This is a genomic window from Stenotrophomonas sp. ZAC14D2_NAIMI4_6, assembly GCF_003086875.1.
Taxonomy (GTDB): Bacteria; Pseudomonadota; Gammaproteobacteria; order Xanthomonadales; family Xanthomonadaceae; genus Stenotrophomonas.
Genome location: NZ_CP025996.1, coordinates 4,195,840 through 4,208,379, shown reverse-complemented (window position 1 = coordinate 4,208,379; position 12,540 = coordinate 4,195,840). Strand labels below are relative to the sequence as shown.

The 12,540-nt window shown below is 68.4% G+C and carries 14 protein-coding genes; 10 read left to right on the top strand and 4 right to left on the bottom strand.

Translation table 11 applies throughout. The features are described 5' to 3' along the window. Nucleotides 1–124: 124 nt before the first annotated feature. Entirely contained in the window at nt 125–589 is a 465-nt protein-coding gene (locus tag C1933_RS19090) for a hypothetical protein (protein WP_108754523.1), read from the bottom strand. Nucleotides 590–766: 177 nt separating this feature from the next. Between C1933_RS19090 and C1933_RS19085 the strand changes: the two genes are divergently transcribed. From C1933_RS19085 to C1933_RS19070, 4 genes are all read left to right on the top strand, one after another. Then, nucleotides 767–1,015, top strand: a complete 249-nt coding sequence (locus tag C1933_RS19085) for a hypothetical protein (protein WP_108754522.1) — start codon at nt 767–769, stop codon at nt 1,013–1,015. Between the two features lie 124 nt (nt 1,016–1,139). Beyond that, on the top strand, nt 1,140–2,057 hold the full coding sequence (locus C1933_RS19080; RefSeq protein ID WP_108754521.1) for a bestrophin family ion channel: 918 nt from the start codon (nt 1,140–1,142) through the stop codon (nt 2,055–2,057). A 19-nt stretch (nt 2,058–2,076) separates the two neighbouring features. Further along, the gene (hemB, locus tag C1933_RS19075; RefSeq protein ID WP_108754520.1) at nt 2,077–3,066 is read left to right on the top strand and encodes a porphobilinogen synthase; all 990 of its coding nucleotides are present in this window, start codon (nt 2,077–2,079) and stop codon (nt 3,064–3,066) included. A gap of 45 nt (nt 3,067–3,111) precedes the next feature. Then, nucleotides 3,112–3,381 carry an SHOCT domain-containing protein gene (locus C1933_RS19070; RefSeq protein WP_108751260.1) on the top strand — a complete coding sequence of 90 codons (270 nt, stop codon included), beginning with the start codon at nt 3,112–3,114 and terminating at the stop codon, nt 3,379–3,381. A 113-nt stretch (nt 3,382–3,494) separates the two neighbouring features. Here C1933_RS19070 and C1933_RS19065 read toward each other — a convergent pair whose 3' ends face one another. Next, the gene (locus tag C1933_RS19065) at nt 3,495–4,358 is read right to left on the bottom strand and encodes a PD40 domain-containing protein (RefSeq protein WP_108754519.1); all 864 of its coding nucleotides are present in this window, start codon (nt 4,356–4,358) and stop codon (nt 3,495–3,497) included. 48 nt (nt 4,359–4,406) lie between these two features. On the opposite strand from C1933_RS19065, the gene aroE reads away from it, so the two are divergent. From aroE to dinG, 3 genes are all read left to right on the top strand, one after another. Then, nucleotides 4,407–5,252, top strand: coding sequence for a shikimate dehydrogenase (aroE, locus tag C1933_RS19060; protein WP_108751258.1), 846 nt, complete (start codon nt 4,407–4,409; stop codon nt 5,250–5,252). Nucleotides 5,253–5,255: 3 nt separating this feature from the next. After that, nucleotides 5,256–5,612, top strand: coding sequence for a hypothetical protein (locus tag C1933_RS19055; protein ID WP_108751257.1), 357 nt, complete (start codon nt 5,256–5,258; stop codon nt 5,610–5,612). Between the two features lie 340 nt (nt 5,613–5,952). Further along, the gene (dinG, locus tag C1933_RS19050) at nt 5,953–8,055 is read left to right on the top strand and encodes an ATP-dependent DNA helicase DinG (RefSeq protein WP_108754518.1); all 2,103 of its coding nucleotides are present in this window, start codon (nt 5,953–5,955) and stop codon (nt 8,053–8,055) included. A 122-nt stretch (nt 8,056–8,177) separates the two neighbouring features. Here the strand turns inward: dinG and C1933_RS19045 are convergent, their stop codons facing one another. Beyond that, nucleotides 8,178–8,789: a hypothetical protein gene (locus C1933_RS19045; RefSeq protein ID WP_108754517.1), complete on the bottom strand. Its 612-nt coding sequence runs from the start codon at nt 8,787–8,789 to the stop codon at nt 8,178–8,180. Between the two features lie 113 nt (nt 8,790–8,902). On the opposite strand from C1933_RS19045, the gene C1933_RS19040 reads away from it, so the two are divergent. Continuing rightward, nucleotides 8,903–9,298: a hypothetical protein gene (locus tag C1933_RS19040; RefSeq protein WP_108754516.1), complete on the top strand. Its 396-nt coding sequence runs from the start codon at nt 8,903–8,905 to the stop codon at nt 9,296–9,298. A gap of 6 nt (nt 9,299–9,304) precedes the next feature. Next, on the top strand, nt 9,305–9,595 hold the full coding sequence (locus C1933_RS19035) for a hypothetical protein (RefSeq protein WP_108754515.1): 291 nt from the start codon (nt 9,305–9,307) through the stop codon (nt 9,593–9,595). A gap of 105 nt (nt 9,596–9,700) precedes the next feature. On the opposite strand, the gene ilvD is transcribed toward C1933_RS19035, so the two are convergent. Beyond that, nucleotides 9,701–11,539, bottom strand: a complete 1,839-nt coding sequence (ilvD, locus tag C1933_RS19030) for a dihydroxy-acid dehydratase (protein WP_108754514.1) — start codon at nt 11,537–11,539, stop codon at nt 9,701–9,703. A gap of 426 nt (nt 11,540–11,965) precedes the next feature. Here ilvD and C1933_RS19020 point away from each other — a divergent pair, with 426 nt between their 5' ends. Next, nucleotides 11,966–12,535, top strand: coding sequence for a DUF1190 domain-containing protein (locus tag C1933_RS19020; RefSeq protein ID WP_108751249.1), 570 nt, complete (start codon nt 11,966–11,968; stop codon nt 12,533–12,535). Nucleotides 12,536–12,540 lie beyond the last annotated feature (5 nt).

Below are 12,540 nucleotides of genomic sequence, written 5' to 3'. Positions count from 1 at the left end.
CGGTTATCGGCAAAGCCCATCCACGCGTGGCGTGGATCTACCAGCCACCCGACCGGTAGCGCCGGGCCATGCCCGGCGAGCGCAGGAGCAACGCCGCCGGGCATGGCCCGGCGCTACCGTGGTATCAGCGCTGCGGTTCCGGCGTAATGGTCTGCGTCGGCAGGCGTGCCGGCGGTTCGGGGTTGGGCACCCAGATCGCCACGCCGGCCGCGCGCTTCTGCGTGGTGGGAATGCCAATGCCCACGCCGCCGCCCACGTGCGAGCCGTAGCTGCCGGCGCCCACCGACATGCCCACCGGCGAACCGCTGCTGCCCACGCCCATCAGGATCACGCCGTTGGCGCCCAGCGCGGCGGCTTCGCGCTTCAGCCGCGCCACGGCCGCATCGGTCTGGCCCTGAGTCCCGAAGCCCACCGCCGAAGAGGATTCCAGCTGGGCGATTTCCAGCGAACCGGCCGGCGGGGTGGAATAGATCTGCACCAGAGCGGGGTCGATCGGCGCCCGCGCCCGGCCCAGCATGACTTTGGAGGTGCTGGCGCACCCGGCAGCGGCCAGCAGCATGGCCGCCAATGCGACCCAACGGATGTTCATGGCGTATACCCCTGTGGATTGCCTCGGATCATCGGACCGGCACTCTGAATAAGCGCCAACACCGGCATGCTGGCCCTGGCCGCATGCTGGCACGGCGGCGGTGATGCTGTCGCCAACACCGGTAGGCGGCCGCCCCGGGAACGGCTATGGTGGCGGCAACCAAGCACGGAGCGTGGCATGGGCGTTATCAGTCTGTTGTGGGGTGTGGTGGCGCTGCTGTGGATGATCCTGGCGCTGATCCCCCTTCTGGGGTGGGGCAACTGGTTCCTCATTCCCTTTGCGGCCGTCGGCGCGATCATCGCCGCCATCGGCATCCTGTTCACCCACCCCAGCAAGCGCGGCCGCGCCTGGGCCGGCCTGGTGCTGAACGGCATCGTGGTGGTGGTGGGCATCTTCCGCCTGGGCCTGGGCGGCGGGGTGATCTGAACACCCCCGGCGGGTGCGACCGGGCGTCGCAGGTGCGCGGTCGCGGCGCGGGCAGGGGCGTAGAATGGGCGGCTGCGCGAGCCCCCCGCGTGCCTGCAGGACCGCGTCCGCCGCGGTAGCCCCGATGATCATTCGCCCCCGGCCGCACGGCTGGCAATTGCTGTACATCCTGCGCGGTTCCATCGTTCCGGCGGTGGCGCCCAAGGTGCTGGCCATCCTGGTGCTGGCCATCGCCGTTGCCGCGGTGGTGGAACTGGCCCAGCCGCCCGGCATCGAGCGCATTTCGGCCGCACCGTTCACCCTGCTGGGCCTGGTGCTGTCGATCTTCCTCAGCTTCCGCAACAGCGCCTGCTACGACCGCTGGTGGGAAGGCCGCAAGCTGTGGGGCCAACTGGTCTACGAATCGCGCTCGCTGGCGCGCCAGCTGCACCTGCTGCTGGCCGACGATGCGCCGCGCCGGCAGCGCGTCAGCTACCTCACCATTGCCTTCGCCGCCGCCCTGGCCGCGCGCCTGCGCCGCCGTGAGGTGGCCCTGGCGGCCGTGCCGTGGCTGGACGATGACCAGCGCGCGCAGCTGGCCCAGCGCGAGAACGTGCCCGATGCGCTGCTGGCGATGATCGCCGCCGAACTGGCCCAGGCCCTGCGCGCCGGCACCCTCGATTCGATCCTGTACACGCAGCTGGAAGAGCGCCTGCACGCCATGTCGTCCATCCAGGCCGGCTGCGAGCGCATTCTCACCACGCCGCTGCCGTTCGCCTACACCCTGCTGCTGCACCGCTGCGCCTGGATGTTCTGCGTGCTGCTGCCGTTCGGCCTGGCCAGCTCGCTGGGCTGGGCTACGCCGGTGCTGTCGGCGGTGCTGGCCTATGCGTTCTTCGGCTTGGACCAGTTGGGCGAAGAGATGGAAGACCCGTTCGGCCTGGAGCCGAACGATCTGCCGCTGGATGCCCTGGTGCGCACCATCGAGATCGACCAGTTGGATGCGCTGGGCGAACGCCCCCTGCCCGAACCCCTGCTGCCGCAGGGCTACCTGTTGCAATAGCCACTCCTCGGAGACTGCCATGCCTCACCCCCATTACCGCCCGCGTCGCATGCGCCATGACGAATTCTCGCGCCGCCTGATGCGCGAGAACACGCTGACCACCGACGACCTGATCTACCCGGTGTTCGTGCACGAGCCGGCCGGTCGCGTGGCCGTGCCGTCGATGCCGGGCGTGGAGCGGCTGTCGATCGAAGAACTGCTGAAGGTGGCCGAAGAAGCGCTGGAGCTGGGCATTCCGGTCATCGACCTGTTCCCGGTCATCGATGCCTCGCAGAAGACGCTGGACGCTTCGGCGGCCTGGGCCGAGGACGGCCTGGCACAGCGGGCGATCCGTGCGCTGAAGACCCGCTTCCCGGAGCTGGGGGTGATGACCGACGTGGCGCTGGACCCGTACACCACCCACGGCCAGGACGGGATCATCGACGACAAGGGCTACGTGCTCAACGACATCACCGTGGAAGCGCTGGTGAAGCAGTCGCTGTCGCACGCCGAGGCCGGCGCCGACATCATCTCGCCGTCGGACATGATGGACGGCCGCATCGGCGCCATCCGCCGTGCGCTGGATGCCGACCACCACGTCAACGTGCGCATCATGGCCTACTCGGCCAAGTACGCCTCGGCCTTCTACGGCCCGTTCCGTGATGCGGTGGGCAGCGCCGGCAACCTTGGCAAGGCCGACAAGAAGACCTACCAGATGGACCCGGCCAACGGTGACGAGGCGCTGCGCGAGATCGCGCTGGATCTGGAAGAAGGCGCCGACATGGTGATGGTCAAGCCGGGCATGCCCTACCTGGACCTGGTGCGCCGGGTGAAGGAGAAGTTCGGCGTGCCGACCTTTGCTTACCAGGTCAGCGGCGAGTACGCGATGATGAAGGCCGCCTTCGCCAACGGCTGGCTGGACGAACGCGCCTGCGTGCTGGAATCGCTGCTGGGCTTCAAGCGCGCCGGCGCCGATGGCGTGCTGACCTATTTCGCCCCGCAGGTAGCGCGCTGGCTGTGCGAGCGCTGACAATAGCGCCCACGAACGCGTTCACGAACTAGGGAGACACAGGCGATGGCACCGGAACTGGGATGGATGCAGTGGTTGATCTGGATCGTGGGCACCACGATCTTCGGCGCCATCATCGTGTTCGTGTTCCTGGCCGCCCGCCGTGCCGCCCGGCGCGCGCCGGAACAGCCGTCCGCCGCGCGCCATGTGGCCCGCAGCCAGGCCCTGCCGGATGCGGTGGAAGCCGAGCTGGCCGCGTTGAACCAGCGCAAGGACAGCGGCCAGATCAGCGAAGCCGAGTACGAACAGCAGCGGGCCAAGGTGTTGGCGCGCTGAACTTCGCGACCCGGGGTCGGATCCCTTTCCGCAGGAAAGGGCTCTGACCCCTTCGCGGGTGTGCCAACCAAGGTTGGCACCTACCGTGACGTTAATCCACGCATGGCGTGGATCTACTGTACGCACCCGGCCACGGCCGCGATCTTCGGCACTGCCAACCGGTAAACATCCACGCCACCGGCGCGCGGCGCGCGTGCGGCACTGCTGGCCACCAGCATTTCGCCGGGCTTGGCGTTGTCGATCACCGGTGCCGCGGTCCAGCCGCCGTTCTGGTTGAACGACAGCCCCAAAGGCTGCAGCGCCGCCCCGGTCCACGCGCAGCCGCTGGTCATCACCTGCGCCGCGGTGGCGCCCACGCGGCTGAACACCACCGCGCCGTCCTGGCCCAGCCAGTCACCATCGGTCTCGTCGCCCGCGCTGTTCAGCGCGTCCAGTGCCACCGCCGCGCCACGCACGCCCTGCGCATCCAGCGGTGCCACGAACAGATCCCAGCCCGTCCCCCGGCCCTGGTGGCGCGCGAACAGCAGCCGGCGGCCATCGGCGCTCAGCGCCGGGCCACGCTCGGGGCGGCTCTTGCCAATGCCGGCCAGCGCCTGCGCAGGGCCCAGGCTGCCATCGGCCGCCAGCGGCGCGCGGTACAGCGCCAGCGCGTCCTCGCGGCCGGCGGCAAACAGCAGCCAGCGCCCATCGCGGCTGAAGTACGGATCGACCACCTCGCCGGGCACCTCCACCGGCAGGGCTTGCGCCTGCTGCCAGCGCCCGTCCACCACCCGTGCCTGCCACAGCCCCCAGCCCGCTTCGCCGCGGCGGGCGAAGACGATGCGCTGGCCATCGGCACTGATCGTCGCGCGCCCTTCATCGGCCCGGGTCGATACCACCCCCATGCCTTCAATGCCGTACTCGTTCAACGCCATCGCCACGGGGGCAGAGAGTAGACTGGCGGCGAGCACCAGCAGGGTCGGGGTGATGCGCATCATCCAGGTCCGTGCACGAAAGAGCATCAGTCTAGCCAGCTTGAGGATTCCATGACCGACCGTTACGCCGTCTTCGGACACCCCGTCGCCCACTCGAAGTCGCCGCAGATCCACGCGACGTTTGGTCGCCAGGAAGGCATCAGCGTGGACTACCGCGCCATCGACCTGGCCCCGGACGCTTTCCTGGCCGGGCTGGAAGCCTTCGCTGCCGAAGGCGGCGTGGGTGCCAATGTCACCTCGCCGCACAAGGAAGCCGCGTTTTCCGTGTGCACCACCCTGACCGCACGTGCGCGCCGCGCCGGCTCGGTCAACACGCTGCTGCGCAAGGGCGACCGCTGGCACGGCGACACCACCGATGGCATCGGCCTGGTGCGTGACCTGACCGACCGCCACAGCCTGGACCTGCGCGGCCGCCGCGTGCTGCTGATCGGCGCCGGTGGTTCGGCGCGCAGCGTGGCACCGGCACTGCTGGATGCCGGTATCACCGAACTGGTGGTGGTGAACCGCACGCCGGAACGTGCCGACGAACTGATCGACGCGATGGGTGAACCCGGCCGCGCCATCAGCCGCTACTGGGAAGACCTGCGCGAGCTGGGCGATTTCGAACTGATCCTCAACGCCACCTCGGCCGGTCGCGACCGCGATGTCGAGTTCAAGCTGCCGCTGTCGCTGGTCAATTCGATGACCACCGCGGTGGACCTGAACTACGGCGAGGCCGCCATCGCCTTCCTGGCCTGGGCGCGTTCGGCCAACTGCCGCAACACCGTCGATGGCCTGGGCATGCTGGTCGAACAGGCGGCCGAAAGCTTCCTGCAGTGGCATGGCGTGCGCCCGCAGACCGACGAGGTCTACCAGCAGCTGCGCGCCGGTGCCGGCACCTTCGCCGGGCAGGACTGAACCATGGATGCATCGGCCATGCTGATGAGCGTGCTCAGCCTGCTGGGCGTGCGCCTGCCGGTGCTGATCGCACTGTGCGTGGGCCTGGTGTGGGTGCTGGGCGCGCCGCGTGATGCGGCCCGCAGCGGCGCGCTGGCCGGCCTGCTGCTGTTGCTGGCCGCCAACCTGGGCAGCCTGGGTGCCAGCGTGGTGCCGCTGTGGCTGGTCAGCAGCGGCGATTTCAGCGCCGTTTCGGCGATGAGCGCGGTGCTGGGCGGGGTGCACTTCGTGCTGGCCCTGCTGGATGCCTTCGGCATCGTGCTGCTGGTCTGGGCGCTGGTGCGGCTGCTGCGCGCCCGCCCGGCGGCGTCGGCGCCGTAACGCGGGGCCACGCCTGCTGTTGGTAGTGGCCGACCTTGGTCGGCGCTGTTGGGGTGTGCCAACCAAGGTTGGCACCTACCAGAGCGGTGTGCCGGTAGCGCCGGGCGGCGCCTGCTGTTGGTAGCCGCCGACCTTGGTCGGCGCGGTGGGGGTGTGCCAACCAAGGTTGGCACCTACCAGGCGGTGTGCGGGTGGCGCCATCTGCCTTGGCTACGGCGCTGCGCCCGGCCCATGGCCGCCAACGGCCGTCGCCGCTGACTCCGTTCAGCGCCGCCGCGCCGGTCCCGTCGGCCGGCCATGCGACAATGACCGGCCTGATCCAGCCACGGTAACTTCCGGCGTGACCGAAACTGTCGCCGCCCCCCGCAAACTCGATGACGCCTTGAAGGACGCGATCCGCAAGGCCTATACGACGCTGCAGGCCAACACCCCCGGCTTCTCCACCCGCCGCTCGCAGAGCCAGATGATCGGCGTGGTGTCGCGCGCGCTGTCCACCAGCGGCGGCGTGGGCGTGGTCGAAGCGCCCACCGGCGTCGGCAAGAGTCTGGGCTACCTGACCGCAGGCGTGCCGATCGCGCTGGCCAGCAAGAAGAAGCTGGTCATCAGCACCGGTACCGTGGCGCTGCAGTCGCAGCTGGTCGAGCGCGACATTCCCAATTTCCTCAAGGCCACCGGCCTGGAAGCGACCGTGGCGCTGGCCAAGGGCCGCACCCGCTACCTGTGCACGCGCAACGCCGCCGAAGCGCAGGGCGAGGGCGCCCAGGGCGGCATGTTCGAAGACGAGGCGCCGCTGTACGACCGGCCGCTGGCGCCCATCGAAATGGATATCGCCAAGCGCCTGTCCGATGCCTTCACCAGCGGCAGCTGGGACGGCGACATCGACAACGCGCCGGAAACCATCAGCCCCGGCCTGCGCAGCCGCATCACCACCCCGGCCTCGGCCTGTGCCGGTCGTCGCTGTGCGTACTCGGCGCAGTGCGCGGTGCTGCGCTCACGCAACACCGTGCGCGATGCGCAGATCGTGGTGACCAACCACGCGCTGCTGCTGTCGGCTCTGTCCATTGGTGACAGCGACAACGGCCAGCCGATGATCGCCGCGCCGTCGGACATGCTGCTGGTGCTGGACGAAGGCCACCACATCGGCAACGTGGCCATCGACCAGGGCGCGGCCAGCCTGGCCCTGGACGACATGGCCAAGCGCGTCGGTCGCCTGCAGATCCTGATTGCCGGTGCGTACCGCGCGGTCGACAAGGACCGCCTGGGCAACCTGCTGCCGAACGAGGCCATTGACGTGGCCAGTAACGTGGCCAAGCAGCTGCGCGCCTTCCGTGACCACGTGGAAGCGGTGTGGATGCCGGCGCCGGCCGACGAAGAGCCGATGTGGCGCGCGGCCAACGGGCGCCTGCCCGAGGCCTGGCGCGAACCCATCGAAGCGCTGGCCGACGACACCCGCAGCCTCTACAACTGGGCCCACGCCGCCACCGCACAGGTGGCCAAGGGCAAGCCGGACGACGCTGCGCGCGAGCGCCTGCAGCGCAACCTGGGCATGGCCCTGGAAATGATCGAGCAGCAGTACAACCTGTGGCAGGCCTGGCGCCGCGAGGACAAGGATGGCGCGCCGCCCACCGCGCGCTGGGTCACCGCCACCCGCGATGGCGACCTGGTGCTGCACGGCTCGCCGGTGTCGGCCGCGCACGTGCTGCGCAAGTTGCTGTGGGATGAAGTGGATTCGGTGGTGATGACCTCGGCCACCTTGACCGGCGGCGGTGATTTCCAGTCGCTGGCCATCGACAACGGCATTCCGCCGGAAGCGGAAATGGTCTCGCTGGCCTCGCCGTTCGACCTGCCCAACCAGGCCGAGTTGATCGTGCCGAAGTTCCCGGTCACCCCCGACGACCGCGACGGCCACCCGCGCGAAGTGGCGCGTTACCTGGATACCGAACTGGACTGGGCCAAGGGCTCGATGGTGCTGTTCACTTCGCGCTGGAAGATGGAAAAAGTGGCCGGCCTGATGTCGGCCGCGCGCCGCAAGCAGGTGCTGGTGCAGGGCGAAATGTCCAAGACCCGGCTGATTGACGAACACCTGCGCCGCGTGGCCGCCGGCGAAGGCTCGGTGCTGTTCGGTCTGAACTCGTTCGGCGAAGGCCTGGACCTGCCCGGCGAAGCCTGCACCACGGTGGTCATCACCCAGGTGCCGTTCGCCGTGCCCACCGACCCGCAGACCGCCACCCTGAGCGAATGGGTGGAAGCGCGGGGCATGAACGCCTTCAACCTGATCGCCATCCCGCACGCGCTGCGCACGCTCACCCAGTTTGCCGGCCGCCTGATCCGCACCTCCACCGACACCGGCCGGGTGATCATTCTCGACTCGCGCCTGCTGACCCGCCGCTACGGCAAGCGCATCATCGACGCATTGCCGCCGTTCAAGCGCGTGATCGGCTGAGGCACGTCGGCGGGCGATCTGGGGTCAGAGCCCTTTCTGCGAAAGGGATCCGACCCCTGCCGCGATCCGGGGTCAGATCCCTTCCGCAGGAAGGGCTCTGACCCCCGCAAGCACGCCCACCCTCAACCGCCTTCCGGCTTCCGGCACACGGTTCCATACGCTTCCAGATAGGGCTTGCCGAAGCAGCGCAGCAAGCCGTCAAGCACATCGAGGTTCGGTGGCCAGGCGACATCGACCTTCTGCCCGCCGGCGGTGGTGAAGTGGAAACGACCGTCCTTGATGTTCTGCGCCATTTCCGGCGGCGACGGCAGTGCGACCAACCGCGCACGCGCTTCTTCCAGACCGCGACGGTCCTGGCGCAGGAACGCGACCATCCCATCCACGTAGGCATTCCAGTAGCCGGGGTCACCCTGGCCAGCAGGCTTGCGGCTGCGCTCCATCAGCGCAATCGCCTGTTCGATCTGGCCCAGCTCCGCACGCATCTGGCCTTCGTGCCAGGTAATGGTGGTTCTGCCTGCGGCCTTGGGCTGCGCCGCATACGCCGCCAGCAGGTCGGCGGCCTCGCGCTGGCAGCCGCGGTCGGCCAGCGGGCGCCAGCCACCTTCCAGGTCCTGGTCGAACGCATCCGGCTCCATCGCCAGCATGGCATCGCGGTCGTAGCTGCAGTCCGGCGCCTTCGGCGGTTCCGGTGCCGCGCCCAGCGCAGCGGCAAGAGCAATGGAAAGCAAGGTCATCACAACCTCCGTGTGGATGTTTTGTCCTACCTTACCGCTGTTGGCTGGAATCGGGGTCAGATCCCTTCCGCAGGAAGGGCTCTGACCCTATCGGACAGGGACGAAGCAGACACATGAAGGTCGAGCTGATTGCCGAGTACTACGACGGTTTGATCCAGGGCGTGCTGTCTGACGACGGCCACCTGTTCTACGCTTTCTGCATCCACGCCGATTTCCCGGATGTCGGGCAGGACCGCGCCTACTGGGTGACCTCGATTGATGATGAGGAGGAACGGCAGTTGCGCGCCTGCCTGAGCCGGGGCACGAAGGCATTCGATGCGCTGCTACGCGCACGGTTTCTGCACCGCGATGGAGTAGTGTTGAAGGGTGAGCCGGCGTCGTGGAGCGGCCGGGATCTGTGCTGCGGATCGCGCGGCGACGCACATGCACGGTTCCTCCGATTTCCCGCAGTAGATGTGCTGGCAGGCATGAGCTCGCTACACGCACCCCCTACATCCACAAGCGAGTGAGGTCACATGCACGACTGGACAATCATCGCGATCCACTGTGACTGGATCGCCGCCACGTTCGACCTCGTCCTCCGCGATGCGGACCAGGCAGAGCGCCGCTTGCAGTTCGAAGCGGTGGAGCACGTGATGCTGGATAGAAGCGAACCGTGGGGTCCGAGTGCGTCGATCAACGAGGTGATGGCGCATGAAGATCGCGCCGAAGGCGTCGCGCGCTTTGCGTTCGAACTGCAGTCCGGTGGCGCCATCCACATTACGGCGGGCGCGGTTCGCCTGGATGGCGCGCCGTTCGCGTTCTAAGGCCTGAGCCGGGGTCAGAGCCCTTTCTGCGAAAGGGATCCGACCCCCCTGCCGCGATCCGCGGTCAGATCCCTTCCGCAGGAAGGGCTCTGACCCCGGGGCCTCTCAATCGCCCAGCAGGGCGGTGTTGCGCACGGCGCCCTTGTCGGCGCTGGTGGCCAGCAGGGCATAGGCCTTCAAGGCGCTGGTGACCTTGCGCGGGCGTGCTTCGCGCGGCTTCCAGCCACGCGCGTTGGCCTCGCTGCGGCGCTGGGCCAGGGTGGCCTCGTCCAGCAGCAGGTCGATGCGGCGGGCCGGAATGTCGATGCGGATGCGGTCGCCGTCTTCCACCAGACCAATCGTGCCGCCGCTGGCCGCTTCCGGTGAAACGTGGCCGATCGACAGGCCCGAGGTACCGCCGGAGAAACGGCCATCGGTCAGCAGCGCGCACTGCTTGCCCAGCCCCTTCGATTTCAGATAGCTGGTCGGGTACAGCATTTCCTGCATGCCGGGGCCGCCCTTCGGGCCTTCGTAGCGGATCACCACCACGTCGCCCGGCTTCACTTCATCGGCCAGGATGCCGGCCACGGCCGCGTCCTGGCTCTCGAACACGCGCGCCGTACCTTCGAACACGTGGATTGACTCATCCACGCCGGCGGTCTTCACCACGCAGCCATCAATGGCCAGATTGCCGCGCAGCACGGCCAGGCCGCCTTCGGCCGAGTAGGCGTGCTCGACGCTGCGGATGCAGCCTTCGGCGCGGTCCACGTCCAGCGTGGGCCAGCGCGTGGCCTGGCTGAAAGCCACCTGGGTGGGAATGCCGGCCGGGCCCGCGCGGAAGAAGTCGTGCACGGTTGATTCGCCGCTGACCGCCACGTCCCAGCGTTCGATGGCGTCGGCCAGGGTGCGGCTGTGCACGGTCGGCACCGTGGTGTCGAGCAGGCCGCCGCGCGCCAGTTCGCCCAGGATGCCGTACACGCCGCCGGCGCGGTGTACGTCTTCCATGTGGTACTTGGGCGTGTTCGGCGCCACCTTGCACAGCTGCGGCACGCGCCGCGACAGCGCATCGATGTGGGTCAGGTCGAAGTCCACCTCGGCTTCCTGCGCGGCCGCCAGCAGGTGCAGGATGGTGTTGGTGGAACCGCCCATGGCGATATCGAGGGTCATTGCATTGGCGAATGCGGCCTGGGTGGCGATGCCCCGCGGCAGCGCGCTTGCTTCCTCGCCGCCGTACCAGCGATGGCACAGTTCGACGATCAGGCGGCCGGCGCGCAGGAACAGCTGCTCGCGGTCGGCGTGGGTGGCCAGGGTGGAGCCGTTGCCGGGCAGCGACAGGCCCAGCGCTTCGGTCAGGCAGTTCATCGAATTGGCGGTGAACATGCCCGAACAGGAACCGCAGGTGGGGCAGGCGCTGCGCTCGAACTCGGCGACCTTTTCATCGCTGGCGCTTTCGTCGGCGGCAATGACCATCGCATCGACCAGGTCCAGCTTGTGCTCGGACAGCCTGGTCTTGCCGGCTTCCATCGGCCCGCCGGACACGAACACCACCGGGATGTTGAGGCGCAGCGCGGCCATCAGCATGCCGGGGGTGATCTTGTCGCAGTTGGAAATGCACACCAGCGCGTCGGCGCAGTGCGCGTTGACCATGTATTCGACCGAGTCGGCGATGATCTCGCGGCTGGGCAGCGAGTACAGCATGCCGTCGTGGCCCATGGCGATGCCGTCGTCCACGGCGATGGTGTTGAATTCCTTGGCGACGCCGCCGACCTTTTCGATCTCGCGCGCGACCAGCTGTCCGAGGTCCTTCAGGTGCACGTGGCCGGGCACGAACTGGGTGAAGGAGTTGGCGATGGCGATGATCGGCTTGTGGAAGTCGCCGTCCTTCATGCCGGTGGCGCGCCACAGGGCGCGGGCGCCGGCCATGTTGCGACCGGCGGTGGAGGTGCGGGAGCGGTATTCAGGCATGGCTGGCGGAACGGGCGGGCCGTACAACGTGGGGGTTGCCCGATCATGGCGGAGTTTTTCGGTTGCTGCTGCAACCACCGAAGGTGGTCCGGCCGGGCTGCGCCCGGCACCCGCAGAGGCAACGTCCACGTCAACGTCAAAAGCGTGCATTCCGTGGGAGGGCGGGGTGGGTCCGGTGGCGGGGGACGCCGCAAGTACGTCCCTGTAGGCTTGGCCGCGGCATCCATGCCGCGGACACCCCCGCCACCGGACCCACCCCGCCTTCGACAGTTGGCCGGGGGCCAGTAGATCCACGCCATGCGTGAATGGAGGTCAGACGGAAAGGCGAAAATGAAAACCCGTTCATCTTTCGCACTTTGCCGATTCCGGTTGTTGGTGTGAATTTGGCATCATTGGGGCATTGATCCGATTCCGAGGCATGACGCCATGAAGCGTTCCCGCACCACCGCGCTGCTGTTGATGAGCGCTGCACCCCTGCTGTTCACCGCTTGCCAGAAGGATGAACAGGTGCAGGTGCAGGAAGGCCTGTACACCTCGGTGGAGGCCTGCACCGAGGCCACCGGTGACCCGTCGTCGTGCCGCAACGCCTTTGCCGAAGCGCAGCAGAAGGCGGCCGATGCGGCGCCCAAGTACGCCAGCAAGGAAGCCTGCGAGCAGGACTACAAGCCGGAACAGTGCGTGCAGCAGCACACCTCGGCCGGTACGTCGTTCATCGGCCCGATGATGATGGGCTTCTTCATGTCGCAGATGCTGAGCAACCGCGGCGGCCTGGCCCCGCAGGCGCCGGCGTCGGCACCGGCCTACCAGGACAAGAACGCGGGCTGGGCGCGCCCGGCACCGGGCGGCACCGGTGGCATGAACACCGCCAGCGGCATCGGCGCCGGCAAGGCCGGCCTGGCCCCGGTGACCAGCGAACCGAACCGCGCCGTGACCGCCAGCCGCAGTGGCTTTGGCAGCACCAGCGCGCGCCGCAGCGGCAGCAGCTTCGGCGGCTGATCGAT

Excerpts from the sequence above, each read along its gene's own strand:
- C1933_RS19055 (WP_108751257.1), top strand. The coding sequence starts at position 5,256 with ATGGATGCATCGGCCATGCTGATGAGCGTGCTCAGCCTGCTGGGCGTG.
- C1933_RS19070 (WP_108751260.1), top strand. The coding sequence starts at position 3,112 with ATGGCACCGGAACTGGGATGGATGCAGTGGTTGATCTGGATCGTGGGC.
- C1933_RS19020 (WP_108751249.1), top strand. The coding sequence starts at position 11,966 with ATGAAGCGTTCCCGCACCACCGCGCTGCTGTTGATGAGCGCTGCACCC.
- C1933_RS19065 (WP_108754519.1), bottom strand. The coding sequence starts at position 4,358 with ATGATGCGCATCACCCCGACCCTGCTGGTGCTCGCCGCCAGTCTACTC.
- C1933_RS19085 (WP_108754522.1), top strand. The coding sequence starts at position 767 with ATGGGCGTTATCAGTCTGTTGTGGGGTGTGGTGGCGCTGCTGTGGATG.
- C1933_RS19040 (WP_108754516.1), top strand. The coding sequence starts at position 8,903 with ATGAAGGTCGAGCTGATTGCCGAGTACTACGACGGTTTGATCCAGGGC.
- aroE (WP_108751258.1), top strand. The coding sequence starts at position 4,407 with ATGACCGACCGTTACGCCGTCTTCGGACACCCCGTCGCCCACTCGAAG.
- C1933_RS19045 (WP_108754517.1), bottom strand. The coding sequence starts at position 8,789 with ATGACCTTGCTTTCCATTGCTCTTGCCGCTGCGCTGGGCGCGGCACCG.
- C1933_RS19090 (WP_108754523.1), bottom strand. The coding sequence starts at position 589 with ATGAACATCCGTTGGGTCGCATTGGCGGCCATGCTGCTGGCCGCTGCC.
- hemB (WP_108754520.1), top strand. The coding sequence starts at position 2,077 with ATGCCTCACCCCCATTACCGCCCGCGTCGCATGCGCCATGACGAATTC.
- C1933_RS19035 (WP_108754515.1), top strand. The coding sequence starts at position 9,305 with ATGCACGACTGGACAATCATCGCGATCCACTGTGACTGGATCGCCGCC.
- C1933_RS19080 (WP_108754521.1), top strand. The coding sequence starts at position 1,140 with ATGATCATTCGCCCCCGGCCGCACGGCTGGCAATTGCTGTACATCCTG.
- ilvD (WP_108754514.1), bottom strand. The coding sequence starts at position 11,539 with ATGCCTGAATACCGCTCCCGCACCTCCACCGCCGGTCGCAACATGGCC.